This is a genomic window from Shewanella psychromarinicola (assembly GCF_003855155.1).
In the GTDB taxonomy this organism is placed as follows: domain Bacteria; phylum Pseudomonadota; class Gammaproteobacteria; order Enterobacterales; family Shewanellaceae; genus Shewanella; species Shewanella psychromarinicola.
This window is the reverse complement of the sequence record NZ_CP034073.1, coordinates 3,207,666-3,228,240: the sequence shown is the minus strand read 5'-3', so window position 1 is coordinate 3,228,240 and position 20,575 is coordinate 3,207,666. Positions and strand designations below refer to the sequence as shown.

Genomic DNA, 20,575 nt, shown 5'->3' with positions numbered 1-20,575 from the left:
AAGGGATAGTCATGAAACTAAGATTTCAACGTCAAATTATCGGCCTCAGTGCGTTAACTATGCTCGCGTTAACCCAAACATTAGCTGTTGCTGATAATAAATTCAGTGATGTGATGATTAAATCCCAAAAACTAGACAATAATACTTATATGTTTATCGGCGCCGGTGGCAATATTGGCGTTTCAGCTGGGGAAGACGGCATATTGATCATTGATGACCAATTTGCGCCTTTAGCAGATAAAATTACTGCAGCACTCAAGCAAATTCAACCCGGGGTGCCCAAATACATTGTCAATACTCATTATCATGGCGATCATACTGGCGGCAATGCCCATTTTGGTGAAAAAGGCACTATCTTAGCGCATCACAATGTCCTCAAACGCCTCAAAGCTGATAGCCGTTCACCCGCGTCAGCATTACCTGTTATCACTTATGCAGAAAACATCTCAATTCATTTTAACCAAGATACGTTAGAGGTCATCCACCTAGGTCCTGGTCATACTGATGGTGATAGTGTGGTTATTTGGGAAAAGGCCAATATTATTCACATGGGCGATTTATACTTTAAAGATCGTTTTCCCTACATCGATTTAGCGGCTGGAGGTTCAGTGACCGGTTATCGGGAAAACGTCAGCATGATATTAAATCGTTTGGACAACAAGACCAAAGTGATCCCTGGTCATGGTGCGTTAGGCGATAAAAATGCATTGTTAACATTTAAGCATATGCTTGATGACAGCATTAATTGGATGCGGGGTGAAATAGAAATGGGTCACGATTTAGCCACCATCAAAAAACAGGGTGTACCGCCCAAGTACGCCAATTGGGGCTGGGAGTTTATCTCTGCCGATAAGTGGATTGAGACCTTATACCAAGATTTAGCCACAAAACCTTAAATTTGCATCTTAACTCAGCTTATCAGCAAATATCCCCCTCTGTTTACAAAAAAAGCTTGCGCTTATAGGCAAGCTTTTTCTTTTCAGCATCAAGGTCTTCTACGACGAGATATCCATTCTGTAATCGTTAAAGGTGCTGGCCTGAAATGCTACAACCCCCAATAGACTGGCTTTGCATTTTTGCTGCTAATATTTAGAAAAGGTCTAGCGAAATAATTGAACCATTGCCAGGATGCTAAAATTGCTGCACTTTTTTCATATTGCTTCCCCACCCACTAAGCGATAACAATGAATGGCTTAGTTAACCCCCTCTTATTGGGTCCAATATCGAGATATAAGCTATGTATAAAGACCAACAAATATTGTTGTTTATCGATATTTGCCACCCATTTTAGACAAAAAAAGCGCCCCTGAGGGCGCATTAATGACTGAATACTCAATGACTCAGCTTGTACGTTATTCTGTCACCAAAGCTGTTGCACGATTTTCCAATAATACCGGAATACCTTCGGTAATAGGATAGGCTAACTTATCAAACTTGCAGATCAGTTGTTGCGACTCTTTGTCATATTCTAGCTTACCTTTACATACCGGGCAGGCCACAATTTCGAGTAATTTTTTATCAAATGCCATGAGACAGTCCTTTTTTAGTTTGAGCCACTTGCTGTAATTGGCTCAACAATGCGTGATCAAATTCTGAGTTAAGCTTCGCATTTACAGGTAAATACCACCAGTTTGATTGTGCAAAATCGCGACATTTAACCGCATCTTTTTCAGTCATTAATAATGAATGTTGCACAGATAACTCACTTAATTGCTTTTCATCAAAAGCCTGATGGTCTGAAAACTCAACGGTTTTTACTACTTTATAGCCTAACCGACTAATACTATTAAAGAAGCGTTGCGGATTACCAATACCCGCCATAGCAACAATACTGTGCTGCTGAGTTAATTCATCATGTAGGCTAGTATCGACCTGACAAAGAGGTGCAGGAGCAAGTGTCATCAACACTTCATCATCTTGAGCTGGCCCGCCATTATTGATCACAAAATCAACCGAGCTTAAACGCCCTAAACCTTCTCGCAAAGGCCCTGCAGGCAACAAACAGTGATTACCATAACGTCGCTCACCATCGACTAAGGCAATTTCGATATCACGCCCTAACGCATAATGCTGTAGGCCGTCGTCACTGATAATAACATCCACATCAAAATCAACTAATAACGTCTGTGCCGCAGCAATTCTGTTGGCGCCTACAACCATAGGCACATAAGTGCGAGCGACTATCATAGCGGGTTCATCACCAACATCACTTGCTTTGGCATTGATGTTAACGGCAACAACACCGTCAATATTAACCCCATAACCTCGGCTTATCACACCTGGTTTATAGCCATGTTGGCGTAATAACTCGATTAAATAAATCACTGTTGGGGTTTTACCGCTGCCTCCAGCAGTAATATTGCCCACCACAATCACAGGCACCGGCAACACTTGCACCTGTTTAAGCCCACACCTAAACAGTCCTCGCCGAATAGAGGATATTAACCAAAACAACCCAGATAACGGCAATAATAACCACTTGGCTGAGTGCCCTTGATACCAAATGCGCTGAATAAGCTGTTGCATCACAAACACCCGATCATTATTGGCTAAACTGCATCTGGTAAAGGTTGGCGTAAATACCTGCTTGGGCAATTAATTCACTGTGATTACCACGTTCAACAACTCGACCTTGATCAATAACCAAAATTTCATCGGCGCTTTCTATGGTGGATAAACGATGGGCAATCACAATCGATGTACGGTTATGTCGAAGATTATCGAGGCCTTTTTGAATCGCTTTTTCAGACTCGGTATCCAAAGCCGATGTGGCTTCATCTAAAATTAACACTGGCGCATCACGTAACATAGCACGAGCAATGGCAAGACGTTGACGTTGACCGCCTGAAAGTAACACCCCGTTTTCACCCACTTGGGTGTCTAATCCCAGTGGCAAGGTATCAATAAATTCCATCGCATAAGCCAGTTCAGCGGCATGGACAATCTGCTCTCGAGTCACTTCGCCTGGGTAAGCATAGGCAATATTATTAGCAATAGTGTCATTAAATAAGGTCACTTGCTGTGACACTAAAGCCACTTGATTACGTAATGATTTTAACTGGTAATCGTAAATGCTGGTGTCATCAAGGCGGATATCACCGGTTGACAAGCCACTATAAAAACGGGTAATCAAACTGGCGATGGTCGACTTACCAGAGCCAGAACGCCCGACTAATGCAATGGTTTTACCCGGTTTAACTTCAAAATCAATACTGTTTAAGGCGGACTTTTCTTGGCCTGGATAAGTAAACGTGACATTTTCAAATGTCAGCTTACCTTGAACACGATCAATACTAAACTCACCCGTATCTGGCTCTGGTTCTGTGTCTAATAATTCAAACACTGTCGTGCAGGCGGCAATGCCTCGTTGAAATTCGGCATTAACACGGGTTAAGTTTTTAATCGGTTGAAGCATGGCTAACATGGCACCTAAAATAGCCGCAAACGTTCCAGCGGTTAAATCCGTTCTCATGCTCTCCCAAGTGGCGGCATACAGTACAAAAGCCAGAGCAAAAGATCCAATCACCATAATGAGCGGTTGGCTAATTGATTGAGCCACCGCTAGCTTCATATTTTGATACCGGTTTTGGTCGTTAACTTTATAAAAACGAGCAACCTCTGTTTTTTGGCCACCAAACACCAACACGTTTTTATGGCCTTTAATCATCTGTTCAGTGGTTGCGGTAACGCCGCCCATTGCAGATTGAATTTGCTTAGAAACCTTACGAAAACGCTTACTGACAATACTGATCACAACGCCCATAATTGGGCCTATCACCAATATGCATAATGATAATTTCCACGAATAGTAGAACATAATGCCTAACATACCGATCGCGGTCATGCTGTCACGGACAATTGAAATCAACGCACTACCGGATGCACGAGCAATTTGTTCAGTATCGTACGTGACACGTGAAATCAAATTACCACTATTTTCGCGGTCGATATAACTCACGGGTAAACGCAGATAATGTTCAAAAACTTGTTGGCGCATATCCATGATGAGCTGTGCACTCATGAATGAGACACAATAGGTCGACACAAAGTTAGCCACGCCACGTATGCTGAACATGACAATAACCGCAATAGGAGCCATTAACATAATGTCTTTATTGGCGTTAAACCCACCATGTGTCGGTAAGTCGACACCAGCAGCTATCGCTGGAGTTTGGCTGAAACCTTCATCAATAAAAGGCTTAATAAATGCAATAAACGCCGCATCGACTGCGCCATAGGTAATAAGGCCTAGAACAGCCATAATAAACATGGCTTTCATTGGGACTATATAGGCCATCAAACGTTTGAAAACGATCCATATTTCATTTTTAGGTGATGCTGACATTGAATCCAATACTTAACTAGCAAACATAAGTGATATTCTACTCTGCTTTAAGTGACTCACCAAACCTAAACAAACGGTTATACCAAAATGGGGCCATTTTTTGCCGATAAGTGGTGACGTAGTAATCATTATGAGTGAAATTGATGCTAATTTGGCCCACATGGCCCGTCTGTAATATTTTGCAGTCTCGCTGTTGATACCTGGTCAAAATATCCAATTTAGGAAAGCCATATTGGTTAGAAAAACCAGCAGTAAAAATGGCTAATCGAGGATTAACGTTATCGATAAACGCCGGGGTAGAAGATGTTCGGCTACCATGGTGTGGAACTAATAAGATATCGGCTTGAATATCAACATTCGCGGCGACTAATGCCTGTTCTCTAGGGGCTTCAATGTCTCCAGTTAACAATACCGAAGACTGGCCATCAGACAGCTTAACCACGCATGATTGGTTATTATCATTACTCTTGGTCGTTAAATGATTACTGATGAAAGTTAACTGCACGCCACGCCAATGTAACTCACCTTCACAAGCTTGCACTGCGGGTGATGACTCAGGCAAGGTTGAGGCTGAGGTTAAAAAATCGGCTATTAATGTCGCCTGCGGAAATTTATCTAGCAACACATTCAATCCACCAGCATGATCATTATCATCATGGCTCACCACGATATAATCAATATACCTGATGCCTTTGCTCGCCAGAAAAGGCAATATTGCACGCTGCGCATAGCTAAAATCGCCATATGCTGCCCCAGTGTCATAAATAATCCCATGTTGACCTTGTTGCAAAACCACCGCCATACCTTGAGCCACATCAATGACATGAAGTTGCCATGGTGCTGAACGTGATGATGACGATGGCGGAAACAATATCTGGTGAGTCACCAACTTGCTCACGATGATTGGTAGCATGAGCACGGCAACCAAAAGGCGAAAAGCCAGTTTACGGTTGTTAGGCACATAACCCCGAAACATCAACAAGATAATTGCAAAAAAAACAAACAGTAATCCCGCCAGTTCCTGTTCAGTTAACGCAAGCTGTTTTAACGGCAAATGATCGCTCAGCTGTAATAACCACGCAAATGGCTCAAGACTTATATTAGCCCACTGAAATATCATCAAGCCAAGGCTTTGCAGTGAAACAAGATCTATGCCCAATAACCACATGACACACAATGCCACTAACCAAAGGCAAAAACTCAGTATTGTTAACGGAATAACCACTAGACTAAACCAAGGTACTAGCAACATATTTAACCAAATACTATGAGGTGAAATTCCACCAAATAATATGCCTTGCAAACCACCTAGGAACAGCGCTAAACGCCATTGAATGGACCACAACACACTCAGTCCATGCAGTATCTTATCCTTTACCTGTTTAGCTTTTTGTATGCATCGTTCGGTCATATCAAATTTAGGAACATCGATACTTTGATTAACGTGATCAGAGCCCAACATAGGTTGTTGATCTACAGTGGTGGATTTTACCGCCAATAAAATGATCACCAAAGCCCCAAACGACAACCATAGCCCAGCACCGAGCGACGCAAAGGGATCGACCAACAGCACAAAAAACAACATGCCTATGCATCTGAGTCAGTTTTGGCCTATTCTTATAGTATAAATCAAGACTAGAAGTGAGATTTGCTATGAAAATGCCTGAAACGAGTTTTTTTGAATGGCAACGTCAATTCAGCGCTGAAATTGATTGCTTAAATCACATTAAGAAAATGAGATGGCCTAATGGTTTTGTTTGCCCTAGATGCTCTTGTGAGCATGCCTATGAGCTTACAACCCGCAATGTATATGAATGCAGTCAATGTCATAAACAAACATCGGTCACAGCAGACACATTATTCCACGGTAGCCGTATTCCTATCACTAAGTGGTTTTGGGCAATCTACTTTTTAGGCTCAGATAAAGGCAGTATTTCAGCATTAAGATTGAGCAAGCACATTGAAGTTAATTGGCGAACGGCACGTTTGATATTAAGTAAGCTGAGAACGGCTATGGGCCATAGAGACAGCTTATATAGACTGTCAGGCGTTATTGAAATTGATGATGCGTTAGTGGGTGGCAGAAGGAAGGGCAAGCGTGGACGTGGAGCAGAAGGTAAAACACCTGTTTTAGTTGCCGTTGAAAGCAAAGGAAAAAGAGCTGGATTTATTGCTATGCAGGCTGTGAATAGCGTTTGCCATGATAGTGTTGAAAAGTTCGTTGCCAAACACTTAACGAGACAGCAAAAAGTGCATACAGACGGCTTACCTGCGTTGAACATTATAGATAAGACTCAACAACATGAAGCGAGGGTTACCCCCAGTGAGCTTGTTGATGAATGGCTGCCTTGGGTTCATATTGCCATTGGTAACTTAAAGGCATTTTTACTTGGGACATTTCATGGTGTTTCAGGAAAGTACCTACAAGAATACCTGAGCGAGTTCTGTTATCGGTTCAATCGTAGACAAATGGAAAGAGAAATACCTAACAGATTGTTAAATTTGGCAATAATTCACACGCCAATACATTCTTACTGAGCCAACTGCATAGGCATGAAAAACAATGCATATACGAGCCGATCCCAATGGTGGCTAAATTGTTTAATCAAGCTGAATATGAGTAACAAAAATAGCATCAATAATGCACGTTGCGTGGCAACAGCAAAACCAGATAAATAGCCATAACCAAAAGTGAATAATGCAGCAATCACCATTGCGAGTTGAATTTTACCTAAATGTTGCCAAGAAAAAGCATAACGACTCAGCCCGATCATTATGGCGTAAAACAAACCAAAAACGACCGATAAGTGTAAGCCCGAAATTGCAACAAGATGCCCTGCTCCCGTCTGACGCAACTGCTGCCATCGTATTGCGCTTAAACCGCTTTTATCTCCAAAAATCAACGCTTGTAAAATATCCCCCTGAGCAAATTGTGCCAAGGTGGGTGACAATGCATCAATAACCTGTTGACGCACAGACATACTGTGACTGAGCAGTTCGGCTCGTTTAACACGACCTTTAGCGATAATATGCTGACTAATGAACTGCTTTTGTTGATTAAAACCACCTTGGTTTTGGATGCTTGAGATCCCTTTGACCTTGGCACTAAATAACCATGTCTGGCCAATAACAATTTTATCTGGCTTTTGCCATGTTAATCGGTAGTATCGCTGCACATTATTAAGCGCCAACGCCTCAAAAAAAGCGTATTGATCAGCTTGATTAATAACGCGCACATCGAAACTAATCCAGTCGCGGTTTTGGCTAACTAGTGATACTATCTGCGCCTTAAACTCAATTTGTTGGGATTTTTCAGCATATTGATGCATAAACAAACAATGAAATAACAGGCTTAGCCAAATGACTGCGAATAAGCAACCAGCCATAAGCGGCCCTTTGCGAAGGCAAAGAACCATAGCCAAGAATAAAATAGGTAACCATCCTATAGGTACCAGCGAAGGCCATAACATCGCTGATAAAGAACAGGCGCAAAAGCCATAGATAAATCGATTCATAATGAATTAGTAAAGACATTAATCGACAAATATGCCAAAAAAATTAATACAAAGATTTATGCCAAAAGCAGAAACACTCCGTGAGCATAAGTATTTACGGGTGTTTGGCAAACTATTGCACAAGCCCAACCTATGGGTGTTAAATCGCAAATCGGCCCCAGGGGCCTTTGCTGTAGGGCTATTTGTGGCTTGGCTCCCTTTGCCATTTCAAATGGTGGTTGCTGCAGGATTTGCCATTCTGTTTAACGTCAACCTTCCCGTTGCTGTCGCCCTAGTGTGGGTGACGAATCCGTTTACTATGCCCATTATGTTTTATGGTGCTTATCTGTTGGGAACCAGAATTCTCGGACATAAAGCGCAGGAATTTCATTTTGAAGCCACCTGGGCATGGATTGAAGCGTCTTTATCGACCATAGGCCCACCTTTTTTAATCGGCAGTTTAGCCTTGGGCATTGTGTCGGCATTAATTGGCTACGTTGTCATTAAAAGCATGTGGCGCTATTCAATCTTATTTAAATGGCAAAAGCGTAAAGGACAATAGTCTCCAACAGATTGACTCATTTACTCTCATTAAGGCCGCTTCTGCGGCCTTAATAATATGCTAAAGGTATTGATTTACATTTTTCGCCATCAACTTTGCAAAATGGGAAAAACCCAATATCTAAAAATTACCCGCCAAATTAACCTCTATAAACAACATCATCCAAGTCAACCCTTATCTACACAGCTGAGTGCTTCATGGCGAGTTGCGGGTCGACGTCCTTGCCGATCAGCAAGGAAGTTATGTAAAAGTGTGACCACTACAAGCCGCAGAAACAGCACTAACGATATCGTTAACCGACCCTAATACTGCCATTAAACGTTCATACACCATTAGGGAATTTGATCCAAAACGTGGCCAACTTAGTTTGGATATTGTTATCAATAGACATGGAGGCCCAGCCACTGATTGGACTCAATCAGCTAAAATGGGTGGTACTGTGGTGATTAATGGCGGGCCAGCTAGCTTATGGTTCCTGTTGAGTCAGGGTACGGTAGGTCCATACAATCAAGTGCAGGGCAAGTAAGCCACTAAAGCTAATAGCAAAAAAAAGTAGCGCGATGGATTCGACTGTTTTGGGCGTATCGGCATAGCAATACCACCAAAGTGGCCACGTAACTAAACTCAGTAGCGTTAACTGCCACATGCAGCGTTTACAACGACCAATTTTTTGTTTAAAAACCGAATCAGTGCATTGGTTACAAGGCATAACCCCCATCCTTATAAGCCATCACTAAGGTGCTTAAACGCGTATTTTGACAATCGAGTTAACCCATGTTTGCTCATCTCTGTATAAGCTATCTGCCCGCTAATGCGGTGGCAGGCGCTATTTTGGTTGCTTTCCACGCAGGGTAAATGGTTGCCACTAAACTCATCACTAATCCCATCACCAGCACCAAGACCACATCTTGAGCATGCAATTGCGACGGTAAAAAATCAATAAAATAAATATCTGATGCCAAGAGCTGAATACCCAATAACTGCTCTATTCCAGATGCAATATCACTTAAATAATAAGCAACCACAACACCCAACACACCACCAATGCTACATCCCATCAGCCCATTTAAAGCACCTTGCATAATAAAAATGGCCATAATGGCGCCGCGATGAAGCCCCATGGTCATTAAAATGGCAATTTCAGAGGCTTTATCACGTACGGCCATCACTAAGGTAGACACAATATTAAAACAGGCCACGGCTATCACTAAGGCTAATACCAAATACATAACTAAACGAACAAGCTGAATATCTTGATACAAATGCCCTTGGCTACGAGTCCAATCATTAATGTATAAATACTGCTCTTGGGCAAAACCTAAATCACGAGTGATACTCGCCGCATGAAAGACATTATTGACTTGAATTCGTACCCCAGAAACCGCGGAGCCCAGCTCGAGTAAATCGGCTAAATAATCAAGCGACACATAAGCTTGAGTTGACTCAATCTCACCACCCAAGGTGTACACACCTGAGACAACAAAGCGATGACTCTTGGCCGACGTTAACTTACGGTTATTCGCATCTGGCGTATACATCGCCAGAGTATCACCCACTTTTAAGCCCAATTTAGTCAATAAACTGCGGCCAAGGACAATGTTATTTTCATCACCAGCTAATGTCTGCCAAGTCTCGGCAGACATATAATCAGCAATACTCGACACATCGGACTCATACTCAATATCAACACCATTGACAACTAACCCTTGAAAACCATCGGGTTTTTGTACTAAACCTTGTAAACGAACAAACGGAGCCGTACCTGTAATTTGCGGTATTTTGGCCGCACTTTGTGCAATTTCATGCCAATCGGCAATAGGTTGATTAACGCCAACGAGTTCACCATGAGAGACCACGCCTAATAAGCGGTCTTGTAACTCTTTTTCAAAACCATTCATGGCCGATAGCACCACAATCAACACGCCAACACCTAAGGCAATACCCGCAGTAGACGCAAATGAAATAAAGCCGATAAAGCCATTCGACTGCCTGGCGCGAAAAAAACGCCAGCCAATTGTTAACGGTAACCACTTACTCATTAAACTTGTCCTACAGGCACAGTAGTGACTGAACTCGCCACCTGCAACACCCCGTCTTTCATGGTGAGTTGGCGATCCATTTTCGCGGCTAATTTATGATCATGGGTTACCACCACAAACGCGGTACCAAACTGCTGCGCCAACTCGCGGATCATCAGATAAACATTATCACCACTGCTGGCGTCTAAATTCCCCGTGGGTTCATCGGCTAATACCAACTTTGGTTTGTTTATCAATGCTCTTGCTATTGCAACACGTTGACGTTCACCGCCCGATAATTGCGCCGGGATATGGTGTAAACGATGGCCTAGTCCAACACGCTCAAGTAAGTTTTTAGCGTCTATCAAGGCTTGGTTTTTATCCCTGCCTTGAATAAACGCAGGCATCGCGACGTTTTCAATCGCGGTAAACTCAGGCAACAGATGATGAAACTGATAAATAAAACCCAAATCTTGATTACGCACTTGTGCCTGACGAGCACTAGACAATTGGTATAAATCTTCACCGTCTAACAATACAGAACCAGATGAGGGCATATCTAAGGTCCCCATAATGTGTAAAAGGGTACTTTTACCCGAACCGGAACTGCCTACAATGGCCAACTGTTCGCCCTTATAAACGGTTAAATCAACACCCGACAGTACTTGGGTAGTCACTTCACCATCATGATAGTGCTTGCTGACATGTTGAACCTGTAATAACGCTTGTTGTGTCTGACTCATTATTCGTATCTCAAAGCTGTAGCAGGTTGAACCCTTGCGGCGGACAACGCGGGATAAAGGGTGGCAAATAAGGTAATAAATAAGGTGCCTAAAATAATAAAACTCAATTGCGCTAATGACAATTGCACCGGCAGAGTCTGACCTACGCCCAATATAGAAATACCAAAAGTGGTTAATATTTCATTCAAATTAAGCGTTAACACTATGCCCGCAATCGCGCCAAGCATTAAGCCTAACAGCGCATTAAGCGAGCCTTGCACAATAAAAATCGTCATCACCGAGGTGGTGGTTAACCCTTGGGTTTTTAACACCGCAACATCGGTGGTTTTATCGACCACCATCATCACCAATGCTGAGACAATATTAAATGCAGCCACGGCCACAATTAAACTGAGCATCAATGACATCATATTTTTTTCCATCTTGACCGCCGCAAATAAATGGCCAAAATCTTGGCGCCAATCACGCGTTTGAATGTCAATGTTTTGCTTAGCAAATCCAGCAACCACTTTTGGCGCTAACGCAGGTGCAGAAAAAGGATCGTTCAAATACACTCGCAGTTCATTAATGGTATTGCTGTCTTTACGCATCAATTTACGCGCATCTTTATAATGCACATACGCCACGCTAGAATCGACTTGCGAGCCCATTTCAAAAACACCGGCAACGGTAAACTTACGTTGGCTAGGCACGGGGCCCATCGGCGAATACACCACACCATCACCGCTTAACACCCTAACCTTATCACCCGCTCTCACGTCTAGTTTTCGGGCAAGATCAACGCCAAGTACAATTGAATACTGCCCCGCTTGTAACGTTGAAAACGCATCAGAATAAGTATGAGACGCAATACTCGACAAGGATTGCTCAAGTTCAGGATATACCCCATACATTTGAATGGCATGAATGTTACTGCTCGATTGGATCATGGCCTGGGTTGTCGCACTTGGCACAATGCCACGAATATTTTGTAATAAATATTTATCCGCCAACAGACTTTGGGTACTTTGCTGCCAATCTCTAAATCCCATGTCACTGATCAAGGTCATCTGCGGCACCGCACCTAAAATACGGTTTTTTAGCTGGCCTTCTAATCCATTCATCACCGAACTGACGACGATCAATGCCGTCACCCCTAAAAAAATACCCGATACAGCAAAAAAGGTAATAAAAGAGGCAAAAGCATTCGCTTTTCGGGCTCGCCAATAACGGTAGCCGATAAAAAATGAAAATCCTAAATTCATAAAAAAATACTAATCCTGTGCGCCCATTTGGGCGTATTAGTCAGACAATCAGGCTAAATGACACTATGAAAACAACAAGCCAGCGTGTATGACTTGCTAAATCATTAAGTTGGGCACGATAATAGGGCTATTAGTGTGATAAATAAAGAGGCAAACCTTGATACCTGACAGCAATTCTTATTTTAATGTGCCTCACAACTTTAATGTGTACTTAACTTCGTGGGATCCAAGCCACGCTTTACCCACTGATGATGAGCTACGCGACATGCAATCGGTTGGTTTAAAACTGCTCACAGAAGTCAAAAGTCTTGAAGCAAGCTGCCTGTTGCAATTGCGCCACCTAGATAATGATGCCAAAGCCGTGGTCGACTTTTTAAAATTACAATCACGCAAGGTCGATTTAGTATTACAACATGTGCTTGAAAAAGAAGTTCAGGATGGTGAGTTATTTACTGGCGATCAATTCGGCGGTAGTGGGATCAGCATTATCTCAACACGACCGTTAATCGCAAATGAGTTCGTTAAAACCCACATCTATTTGCATACTGAGTTAGTCGCATTATTGTGTATTTGCCAAATTAGAACCTGTACAGCAGCAACAAATGACACTGCAGATACACCTTCTTGGCGTTGTGAACTTGAATTTAGCCAAATACTTGAAGATGATATTGAGCAATTAGTCAGAGCAAGTTTGAATGTACAGCAAAAAATGCTCAAAAAACGTAAGCAGAATATCGATAAACAGCGTAGCTGAAGCCTCGCCTTATTATAAGACTTGATCGCAAACGGAACTGAAAAAGATTTTAATGAATTTATATAGTGTACTCACGCCGCCGAGTGTAAAAAAAGGCCAACAAACGCAAACTTTGGCAACCTTGGGTGGGGTCTCGCAAGCCATCACCCTGGCCAATTTAATTAATAACCATGCTGGCACCAGTATTATCGTCACCCATGACACGCCCAGCGCCTTGTCACTTGAGGTGGAGCTGAGTTATTTGTTAAACCACATCAATGTGAATGTGTGTTTGTTTCCCGACCGTGAAACCTTGCCCTACGATAGCTTCTCGCCACATCAAGACCTGATTTCACAGCGACTTGAAACGTTGGCCAATATCAATCAAAGCCAACATAATGTGGTTATCGTGCCAGTAAACACCTTAATGGTGCGATTACCGCCAAAGTCGTTTATGACCGCCAATGTTATGGTGTTAAAAAAAGGCGACACTTACGGCTTACAACAGGCTAGGCAACATTTAACTGACACAGGTTATCATCTAGTCGACCAAGTATACGAACATGGCGAGTTTGCCATTCGTGGCTCCATTATTGATATTTTCCCGACTGGCTCTTCACAACCATTACGCATAGAACTGTTTGATGATGAAGTAGAATCAATCCGCTTTTTTGATGTTGATACTCAGCGTTCAGGCATGGCACGTGATGCCATCCGTATGTTGCCAGCCAAAGAATTTCCGACCGACAGCCATGCCATTGAAGGCTTTAGGCAACGCTATCGTCGCCGTTTTGAAATCATTTCAAAAGAAGCCGAATCGGTTTATCAACTTGTCAGTCGTAATCTAATGCCTGCAGGCATTGAAAACTATTTACCGCTGTTTTTCGATGACACTGCCAGCCTATTTGATTACTTGCCACAAAACAGTCAACTCATCACCATAGGCGATATTGAAAAAGCCAGCTTATCCCATTTGCATGAAGTCAATGTGCGCTACGAAGACCGACGCGTCGATCCACTAAGACCCTTGTTGGCGCCCAAAGAGCTTTACCTGCTTAATGATGAATTATTTGCGGCATTTAAATCCTTTAATCGTACTCAATTACTGCAGCAATATAGTGCCACCGACACTAATAATGCCGGTGAGCCGCTAGCAGAAGTCGCCCTACCAGCACAGGCCCTTATCGCCAACGTTGAAACGCTGCCCGACATCAATGCCAACCATAAATTAAAGCAGCCACTGATTGCGTTACAAGAATATGGTCAACAACACCCACAGCTCCTATTCAGTGCTGAATCTGAAGGCCGCCGAGAAGCCTTGTTAGACTTGTTTGCTAAGATTGGCATTAACCCCAAACAGTTTGCTCATCTTAACGACTACTTTGCCGCCAAAGACAGTATTGGCTTAATCGTGTCACCTTTAGCGCGGGGTTGTGTGCTAACCGACACCGCAAAAGGTGCTGTGAGTATCATTTGTGAAACCGAACTGTTTGGTCAACGTATTTCGCAACATCGCCGCCGCGAAAAACAAAAGCAAGTTAGCTCAGATGTGTTAGTCAAAAATTTAGCTGAACTTAAAGTCGGCCAACCTATTGTGCATCTTGAACACGGTGTAGCGTTATACCAAGGATTAGAAACCCTCGATACCGGCGGTTTAATCGCTGAATATTTAAAACTGGAATATTCCGGTGGTGACAAGCTGTATGTACCAGTGTCATCACTGCATCTTATCAGCCGCTACAATGCCAGTGGCGACGGTAATACTCATCTCAACAAGCTGGGTAACGAAACGTGGACCAAAGCCAAGAACAAAGCTATAGAGCGCATTAGAGATGTGGCCGCGGAGCTGCTCGATGTTTACGCCCGTCGCCAAGCACGTCCTGGCGAGGCAATGAGCATCGATGAACAAGAATATGCCCAATTCAGTCAAGGCTTCCCATTTGAAGAGACTGTCGATCAAGAAAGCGCCATTCATGCGGTGCTTGAAGACATGCAAGCGCCGTTAGCCATGGACCGCTTAGTCTGTGGTGATGTTGGCTTTGGTAAAACCGAAGTGGCCATGCGCGCAGCATTTGTCGCGGTTAATGCCGGTAAACAAGTGGTGGTGTTAGTACCAACCACCTTGCTTGCCCAACAACACTACGAAAATTTTAAAGACCGTTTTGCCGATTGGCCTATCGTGATTGAAGTGATGTCACGCTTTAGAACCGCCAAAGAGCAAAGCAGTGTGGTCCAGCAACTCGCTGAAGGCAAAGTTGATATTGTTATCGGCACCCATAAGTTACTGTCATCAGAAGCTAACTTCGACAACCTCGGTTTATTGGTTATCGACGAAGAACACCGCTTTGGTGTACGTCAAAAAGAAAAGATTAAAGCGCTACGGGCCCATGTCGACATTTTAACCCTCACAGCCACGCCTATCCCGCGGACCTTAAATATGGCCATGTCGGGTATGCGTGATTTATCCATTATCGCCACCCCACCGGCTAAACGTTTAGCCGTAAAAACCTTTGTGCGTGAATATGATAAAGCCACTGCACGAGAAGCTATCTTGCGTGAAATTTTGCGTGGCGGCCAAGTGTATTATCTACACAATAATGTTGAAACCATTGATAAAACGGCGCAAAACATTCGCGACTTAATTCCAGAAGCCCGCGTCGTGGCAGCCCATGGGCAAATGCGCGAACGCGATCTTGAAAAAGTCATGTCCGATTTTTATCATCAACGTTTTAACGTACTGGTCTGTACCACCATTATTGAAACGGGTATCGATGTGCCCAGTGCCAATACCATCATTATCGACCGCGCCGACATGTTAGGTTTAGCGCAGCTTCACCAGCTTCGAGGTCGGGTTGGACGCTCGCACCACCAAGCCTATGCTTATATGATGACACCACATCCTAAGCGTATGACTTCTGATGCACGTAAACGTCTTGAAGCCATTAGTGCGCTTGAAGATCTTGGCGCAGGTTTTTTACTGGCCACCCAAGATTTAGAAATTCGTGGTGCGGGTGAGTTACTGGGCGATGAACAAAGTGGCCACATCTCAAAAATTGGTTTCAGCTTGTATATGGAAATGCTTGACTCTGCCGTAAAAGCCCTCAAAGAAGGTAAAGAGCCTTCGTTAGCCTACATGATGAGCGCCAAAGCAGAAATTGATTTACGTATTCCGGCGTTATTACCAGAAGATTACGTCAGTGACGTCAATATGCGCTTATCATTATATAAGCGTATCGCTAACTGCGAAAGCGACGCTATGCTTGATGAGCTTAAAGTCGAATTTATTGACCGCTTTGGTATGTTACCTCAACCCACGCGCAATTTAATGGCGATGACACTGTACAAACATCAAGCAACAGCACTGGGTATTACCAAAATTGAAATGCACGCCAAGGGTGGCAGCGTCGAATTTGGTCAGGAAAATCACGTCGATCCGATGTTTATTATTGGTTTGTTGCAAAACCAACCACAAATCTATCGAATGGACGGGCCAAATAAGTTAAAGTTCAACATTCCTGCTGAGACAAGCAAAGAGCGTCTTGAGTTAATCAACACCTTGCTTGAACAGTTCGCTAAACATCAAATTTTGGAGACAAATAGTGCTTCGTAAAATTGCGATTGCTATCGCCGCTATCATAGCGCTATCCCACAGCGTGTCAGCCCATGCAGAATCATGGTTTGAAGTTGAAGTGTTTGTATTTGAACGCCAACAACCATCAGTTGAAAAATGGCTCAATGCCACGCCGCCCAAACTCAGCAAAGACACTGTGGATATCATTACGCCAGTGATCAGTACCGACATAACTGGGGTTTCAGTTGGCTTAAAGGGTTGTACTTCAACCGACTGGACCAATGACGCCAGTAACTGTAATGATCCTAACATCAGTAAAAGTACGGCAACGCACCCAAGCCAAGTGCCCTTTGATGTCGCAGCAAGCAAGCCACAAACGGCTCACTTAGGTCAAGGACCATTACTGCTGGCTCAGAGCCAAAGTAAATTTAGTGACATAATCCGAACTATCCAACGCGAGCCTTATGTTAAAAGCCTAGTACATTTAACCTGGCAACAAAATATGCAGTCTCGCCGACGTGCTAAGCCAATACGTATTTATGGCGGTAAGGATTTCTCAAAAAGTTTTGAATATCATGGCTTAAGTGTCAAAAAACCATCTCAAACAGAAACTATGCCTAGCACAGACTTAAGTGCCTTAGGTGACTTTTATGAAGCGCCAAAGATTAACCCCGTATGGGAATTAGACGGCTCGATTAACATTTATCTCAGTCATTACCTTTATATTGAAAGTAATTTGGCTTTGCGTAAACCCACCCAGAAAATGGTTGAATCGAGTCCATTGGCATTTAATGAGTATGCAGCGTTAGATATTGAAGGTAAGAAACAACTGGCACCTTACTTAGAAAGCATTCCGCTGATCCAAAACCGTCGAGTTCGCAGTGGTGAGATCCATTACTTTGATCATCCGCAACTGGGTATCGTGATGCAAATTCGTAAAATGGCCCAACCCACTAATATTAAACCTATTGATTTAACAGAGCGTTCTTCCGCCAGCCAACCGGTACCTTATACCGGTTAACCGCTGACGCACTCAAGACTAAAAAACCGGATCATATGATCCGGTTTTTTGATTCATAGCCTAGCTTATTTTATGGTTAACACCCTTTTCTCAGGTTGCTAGTCTTCATGGTGCTCGAGCTCATTATGCTAGGTTAACTGTGCAATTCGAGTGATATCGATCGCCAATTGCTGCGCGGTTTGCCAACGCGTTTGCTGCTCAAGTGCCTGTAAGGTTTGCGCGCTATTACCTGTTAGCGATAATGCGGTATGTGTAGGCTCCGCCATGGGCCAATCAAACTCCGTTAATAAGGCGTTAACGCCAACCGGATCATTGCACACCAAAATCATGTTACAGCCAGCATCCAATGCCGCTTTAGCTCGTCCAAGGTAATCACCAGCAAAACTAGCGCCTTTCATGCCTAAATCATCAGAAAAAATCACCCCATCAAATCCTAATTGTTGGCGTAAAATAGTCTGTAACCAATAGGTCGAAAAACCAGCAGGGTTGGGGTCAATATTGGAATAAACAACATGTGCGGGCATCACGCCTTGCAGGTGTTTTTGGTCTATAAGCTGTTTAAACGGGAGCATATCAAAAGCTTCCACTTGCTCTTTACTGCGCGGATCAACAGGCATCGCAACATGGGAATCGGCGGCAACACTGCCATGACCCGGAAAATGTTTACCCACGGCAGCCATACCGGCCTCATTCATGCCGATAATAAAGTGTTCTGCCAATGCACTAACTTCCTCAGCAAGCGCACTAAAACTGCGTTTACCGATCACTTCACTTATACCATTTACGTCTAAGACAGGTGCAAAACTCAAATCTATATCACAGGCCAACAGCTCTATTGCCATTAGAAAACCACACTCTTTTGCCCATTGTTTAGCTAATGTTAAGTCGCCTTTAGCTGCAGGTAAAATATCACCCATAGCAGGAATTAAGCTAAAACCCTCACGAAAACGCTGAACCCGGCCACCTTCATGATCAACCGCAATTAATAAACCAGGGCAAATATGGCGAACATCCTTAACCAGCTCAATTAATTGACTTTTATTTTCAAAGTTTCGACTAAAGAGTATAATCCCACCCACCTGTGGATGCTGTAACTGCTCAGCTTCTAGCGCAGATATGGTTAAACCTGCAAGATCCATCATTAAATAGCTCAAACCTTTCCCCTAAATATACAGCTGACTATTGCGTCAAGTTAATCAAGTCACATTACACATCAAGTATAAGGTTGGCTAATGTGAAAATAATGCATAAAAAAATCTAATGAACTGTCATTGATTAATCTGTGGGATACTCTAGTGACAATAAGAGATAAACCGCCAACATTACATTTGACGATTATACTCACTTATAACTAAAACAATAAACGACTCAGCAAGGGTTCAATCACATGATTAGCGTATTTGACATGTTCAAAATTGGTATCGGTCCCTCTAGTTCACATACAGTGGGCCCGATGAAGGCCGGTAAAATTTTTATCCAGCATGTCGCAGATATTAATTTATTGGATCAAATTGATGAATTACGAACAGAATTGTTTGGCTCACTAGGCCAAACAGGTAAAGGCCACGGTACAGGTAAAGCAGTGGTTTTAGGCTTAATGGGTCAAGACCCTGAAACCGTTGATACCGAAGCTATCGATGCCATTTTAGAGACAGTATCGACCAGTCAAAAGTTGACCCTCGCAGATGGACGTCAGTTGACATTTACCCGTGAAGCAGGGGTCACCTTCCACAGACGCAAAACCTTACCTGCACATGCCAATGCCATGACCTTATTCGCCTTGTCTAAAGGCGAATGTATTTACCAGCGTACCTATTACTCTGTTGGCGGCGGCTTTATTCTCGATGAAGATGAAATTACTCAACGAAATGCTTCTCCGGCGACACCCATTGAACAAGCACCTTATGACTTCAATAGTGCATTGCAATTACTGCAACTTTGTTGTGACAATGGCTTAAGTATTTCGTCTTTAATGATGGCCAACGAGCAGAGTATTGCATCGGAAGATGAAGTAAAACAAGGTTTGTGGAAAATTTGGCAAACGATGAAAAACTGCGTCGAACGCGGTTATCAGAAAGAAGGTATTTTACCTGGTGGACTAAAATTACGTCGTCGCGCACCAGCGCTTTACCGCCGTTTAAAAGCTGAAGGCCGTAATAATATCGACCCACTGACTGCAATGGACTGGGTTGATTTATTTGCCTTATCGGTTAACGAGCAAAATGCTGCAGGCGATCGAGTCGTGACAGCCCCAACAAACGGGGCAGCAGGGATTATCCCCGCTGTATTGTGTTACTACGACAAGTTTGTGCAAGAAGTTGATATTGATGTGTGTTGCCGTTATTTATTAACCGCAGCCGCTATTGGCATTTTGTACAAGAAAAATGCCTCAATTTCTGGCGCTGAAGTGGGCTGTCAAGGCGAAGTGGGCGTAGCCTGTTCAATGGCTGCAGGGGCGTTGACTGAAATTATGGGCGGAACAGTAGAACATGTTGAAAACGCCGCTGAAATTGGCATGGAACATAACTTAGGCTTAACCTGTGATCCCGTTGGCGGCTTAGTGCAAGTCCCTTGTATTGAGCGTAATGCTATGGGTGCAGTAAAGGCGATTAACGCATCACGTATGGCGCTTCGCGGCGATGGTAACCATAAAGTCTCACTGGATAAAGTCATCAAAACCATGATGGATACCGGTAAAGATATGCGCAGCAAATACAAAGAAACCGCGAAAGGTGGTCTTGCGGTGAATATCGTCGAGTGTTAATTAACGCATTAATTTAATCGCGTAATGTGAAATGCCTGTTAGTCACTCTAACAGGCATTTTTTGTATCTATTAAATGAAA

At 43.2% G+C, this 20,575-nt stretch carries 18 protein-coding genes; 8 read left to right on the top strand and 10 right to left on the bottom strand.

The genetic code is table 11. From position 1 onward, the window contains the following. Window positions 1-11: 11 nt before the first annotated feature. Window positions 12-896, top strand: coding sequence for an MBL fold metallo-hydrolase (locus tag EGC80_RS14200; protein WP_124013874.1), 885 nt, complete (start codon window positions 12-14; stop codon window positions 894-896). Window positions 897-1,352: 456 nt separating this feature from the next. On the opposite strand, the gene EGC80_RS14195 is transcribed toward EGC80_RS14200, so the two are convergent. The 4 genes from EGC80_RS14195 to EGC80_RS14180 are packed head-to-tail and all read right to left on the bottom strand — an operon-like array spanning window position 1,353 to window position 5,930. Continuing rightward, window positions 1,353-1,529, bottom strand: a complete 177-nt coding sequence (locus EGC80_RS14195; protein WP_101030794.1) for a Trm112 family protein — start codon at window positions 1,527-1,529, stop codon at window positions 1,353-1,355. Further along, entirely contained in the window at window positions 1,519-2,526 is a 1,008-nt protein-coding gene (gene lpxK / locus EGC80_RS14190) for a tetraacyldisaccharide 4'-kinase (RefSeq protein ID WP_124013883.1), read from the bottom strand. Before lpxK ends, EGC80_RS14195 begins: the two co-directional genes overlap by 11 nt. A gap of 16 nt (window positions 2,527-2,542) precedes the next feature. Beyond that, on the bottom strand, window positions 2,543-4,345 hold the full coding sequence (gene msbA, locus EGC80_RS14185) for a lipid A export permease/ATP-binding protein MsbA (RefSeq protein ID WP_124013875.1): 1,803 nt from the start codon (window positions 4,343-4,345) through the stop codon (window positions 2,543-2,545). Between the two features lie 37 nt (window positions 4,346-4,382). Beyond that, window positions 4,383-5,930, bottom strand: coding sequence for a DNA internalization-related competence protein ComEC/Rec2 (locus EGC80_RS14180; protein WP_124013876.1), 1,548 nt, complete (start codon window positions 5,928-5,930; stop codon window positions 4,383-4,385). A 68-nt stretch (window positions 5,931-5,998) separates the two neighbouring features. Here EGC80_RS14180 and EGC80_RS14175 point away from each other — a divergent pair, with 68 nt between their 5' ends. Further along, a complete protein-coding gene (locus tag EGC80_RS14175; RefSeq protein WP_124693443.1) occupies window positions 5,999-6,883 on the top strand; it encodes an IS1595 family transposase in 885 nt (294 codons plus the stop codon). On the opposite strand, the gene EGC80_RS14170 is transcribed toward EGC80_RS14175, so the two are convergent. After that, complete coding sequence (locus tag EGC80_RS14170) at window positions 6,877-7,815, bottom strand: ComEC/Rec2 family competence protein (protein ID WP_267898644.1); 939 nt, start codon at window positions 7,813-7,815, stop codon at window positions 6,877-6,879. The genes EGC80_RS14175 and EGC80_RS14170 overlap by 7 nt on opposite strands. A 76-nt stretch (window positions 7,816-7,891) precedes the next feature. On the opposite strand from EGC80_RS14170, the gene EGC80_RS14165 reads away from it, so the two are divergent. Both EGC80_RS14165 and EGC80_RS23025 read left to right on the top strand, forming a co-directional pair. Further along, window positions 7,892-8,401, top strand: coding sequence for a DUF2062 domain-containing protein (locus EGC80_RS14165; protein ID WP_101030783.1), 510 nt, complete (start codon window positions 7,892-7,894; stop codon window positions 8,399-8,401). 286 nt (window positions 8,402-8,687) lie between these two features. Continuing rightward, window positions 8,688-8,927 carry a siderophore-interacting protein gene (locus EGC80_RS23025; protein WP_101030780.1) on the top strand — a complete coding sequence of 80 codons (240 nt, stop codon included), beginning with the start codon at window positions 8,688-8,690 and terminating at the stop codon, window positions 8,925-8,927. Here EGC80_RS23025 and EGC80_RS14155 read toward each other — a convergent pair. The 4 genes from EGC80_RS14155 to EGC80_RS14140 all read right to left on the bottom strand — a co-directional run bounded on the left by EGC80_RS14155 (window position 8,868) and on the right by EGC80_RS14140 (window position 12,406). After that, window positions 8,868-9,110 (bottom strand): DUF3624 domain-containing protein, encoded by a 243-nt coding sequence (locus EGC80_RS14155; RefSeq protein WP_101030777.1) that lies wholly within the window; start codon window positions 9,108-9,110, stop codon window positions 8,868-8,870. The genes EGC80_RS23025 and EGC80_RS14155 overlap by 60 nt on opposite strands. 88 nt (window positions 9,111-9,198) lie before the next feature. Beyond that, window positions 9,199-10,440 carry a lipoprotein-releasing ABC transporter permease subunit LolE gene (gene lolE, locus EGC80_RS14150; protein ID WP_124014283.1) on the bottom strand — a complete coding sequence of 414 codons (1,242 nt, stop codon included), beginning with the start codon at window positions 10,438-10,440 and terminating at the stop codon, window positions 9,199-9,201. Then, window positions 10,440-11,162, bottom strand: a complete 723-nt coding sequence (gene lolD / locus EGC80_RS14145; protein ID WP_124014284.1) for a lipoprotein-releasing ABC transporter ATP-binding protein LolD — start codon at window positions 11,160-11,162, stop codon at window positions 10,440-10,442. The genes lolE and lolD overlap by 1 nt, the downstream gene beginning before the upstream one ends. After that, a complete protein-coding gene (locus tag EGC80_RS14140) occupies window positions 11,162-12,406 on the bottom strand; it encodes a lipoprotein-releasing ABC transporter permease subunit (RefSeq protein ID WP_124014285.1) in 1,245 nt (414 codons plus the stop codon). The genes lolD and EGC80_RS14140 overlap by 1 nt, the downstream gene beginning before the upstream one ends. Before the next feature lie 157 nt (window positions 12,407-12,563). Between EGC80_RS14140 and EGC80_RS14135 the strand changes: the two genes are divergently transcribed. Genes EGC80_RS14135 through EGC80_RS14125 form a run of 3 tightly spaced genes read left to right on the top strand, consistent with a single transcriptional unit; the run spans window position 12,564 to window position 17,731 of the window. After that, window positions 12,564-13,160 (top strand): hypothetical protein, encoded by a 597-nt coding sequence (locus EGC80_RS14135; protein WP_124014286.1) that lies wholly within the window; start codon window positions 12,564-12,566, stop codon window positions 13,158-13,160. A 52-nt stretch (window positions 13,161-13,212) separates the two neighbouring features. Beyond that, window positions 13,213-16,749, top strand: a complete 3,537-nt coding sequence (mfd, locus tag EGC80_RS14130; RefSeq protein WP_124014287.1) for a transcription-repair coupling factor — start codon at window positions 13,213-13,215, stop codon at window positions 16,747-16,749. Then, window positions 16,739-17,731 (top strand): peptidoglycan binding protein CsiV, encoded by a 993-nt coding sequence (locus tag EGC80_RS14125; protein WP_101030757.1) that lies wholly within the window; start codon window positions 16,739-16,741, stop codon window positions 17,729-17,731. Before mfd ends, EGC80_RS14125 begins: the two co-directional genes overlap by 11 nt. A gap of 128 nt (window positions 17,732-17,859) precedes the next feature. Here the strand turns inward: EGC80_RS14125 and nagZ are convergent, their stop codons facing one another. Further along, on the bottom strand, window positions 17,860-18,885 hold the full coding sequence (nagZ, locus tag EGC80_RS14120; protein WP_124014288.1) for a beta-N-acetylhexosaminidase: 1,026 nt from the start codon (window positions 18,883-18,885) through the stop codon (window positions 17,860-17,862). 233 nt (window positions 18,886-19,118) lie between these two features. Here nagZ and EGC80_RS14115 point away from each other — a divergent pair, with 233 nt between their 5' ends. Beyond that, window positions 19,119-20,495, top strand: coding sequence for an L-serine ammonia-lyase (locus EGC80_RS14115; RefSeq protein ID WP_101030751.1), 1,377 nt, complete (start codon window positions 19,119-19,121; stop codon window positions 20,493-20,495). Window positions 20,496-20,575 lie beyond the last annotated feature (80 nt).

What these genes read in the sequence shown, in the direction of transcription:
- EGC80_RS14200 (WP_124013874.1), top strand. Translation starts at nt 12, where the DNA reads ATGAAACTAAGATTTCAACGTCAAATTATCGGCCTCAGTGCGTTAACT.
- EGC80_RS14195 (WP_101030794.1), bottom strand. Translation starts at nt 1,529, where the DNA reads ATGGCATTTGATAAAAAATTACTCGAAATTGTGGCCTGCCCGGTATGT.
- lpxK (WP_124013883.1), bottom strand. Translation starts at nt 2,526, where the DNA reads ATGCAACAGCTTATTCAGCGCATTTGGTATCAAGGGCACTCAGCCAAG.
- msbA (WP_124013875.1), bottom strand. Translation starts at nt 4,345, where the DNA reads ATGTCAGCATCACCTAAAAATGAAATATGGATCGTTTTCAAACGTTTG.
- EGC80_RS14180 (WP_124013876.1), bottom strand. Translation starts at nt 5,930, where the DNA reads ATGTTGTTTTTTGTGCTGTTGGTCGATCCCTTTGCGTCGCTCGGTGCT.
- EGC80_RS14175 (WP_124693443.1), top strand. Translation starts at nt 5,999, where the DNA reads ATGAAAATGCCTGAAACGAGTTTTTTTGAATGGCAACGTCAATTCAGC.
- EGC80_RS14170 (WP_267898644.1), bottom strand. Translation starts at nt 7,815, where the DNA reads ATGTTATGGCCTTCGCTGGTACCTATAGGATGGTTACCTATTTTATTC.
- EGC80_RS14165 (WP_101030783.1), top strand. Translation starts at nt 7,892, where the DNA reads ATGCCAAAAAAATTAATACAAAGATTTATGCCAAAAGCAGAAACACTC.
- EGC80_RS14155 (WP_101030777.1), bottom strand. Translation starts at nt 9,110, where the DNA reads ATGCCTTGTAACCAATGCACTGATTCGGTTTTTAAACAAAAAATTGGT.
- lolE (WP_124014283.1), bottom strand. Translation starts at nt 10,440, where the DNA reads ATGAGTAAGTGGTTACCGTTAACAATTGGCTGGCGTTTTTTTCGCGCC.
- lolD (WP_124014284.1), bottom strand. Translation starts at nt 11,162, where the DNA reads ATGAGTCAGACACAACAAGCGTTATTACAGGTTCAACATGTCAGCAAG.
- EGC80_RS14140 (WP_124014285.1), bottom strand. Translation starts at nt 12,406, where the DNA reads ATGAATTTAGGATTTTCATTTTTTATCGGCTACCGTTATTGGCGAGCC.
- mfd (WP_124014287.1), top strand. Translation starts at nt 13,213, where the DNA reads ATGAATTTATATAGTGTACTCACGCCGCCGAGTGTAAAAAAAGGCCAA.
- EGC80_RS14115 (WP_101030751.1), top strand. Translation starts at nt 19,119, where the DNA reads ATGATTAGCGTATTTGACATGTTCAAAATTGGTATCGGTCCCTCTAGT.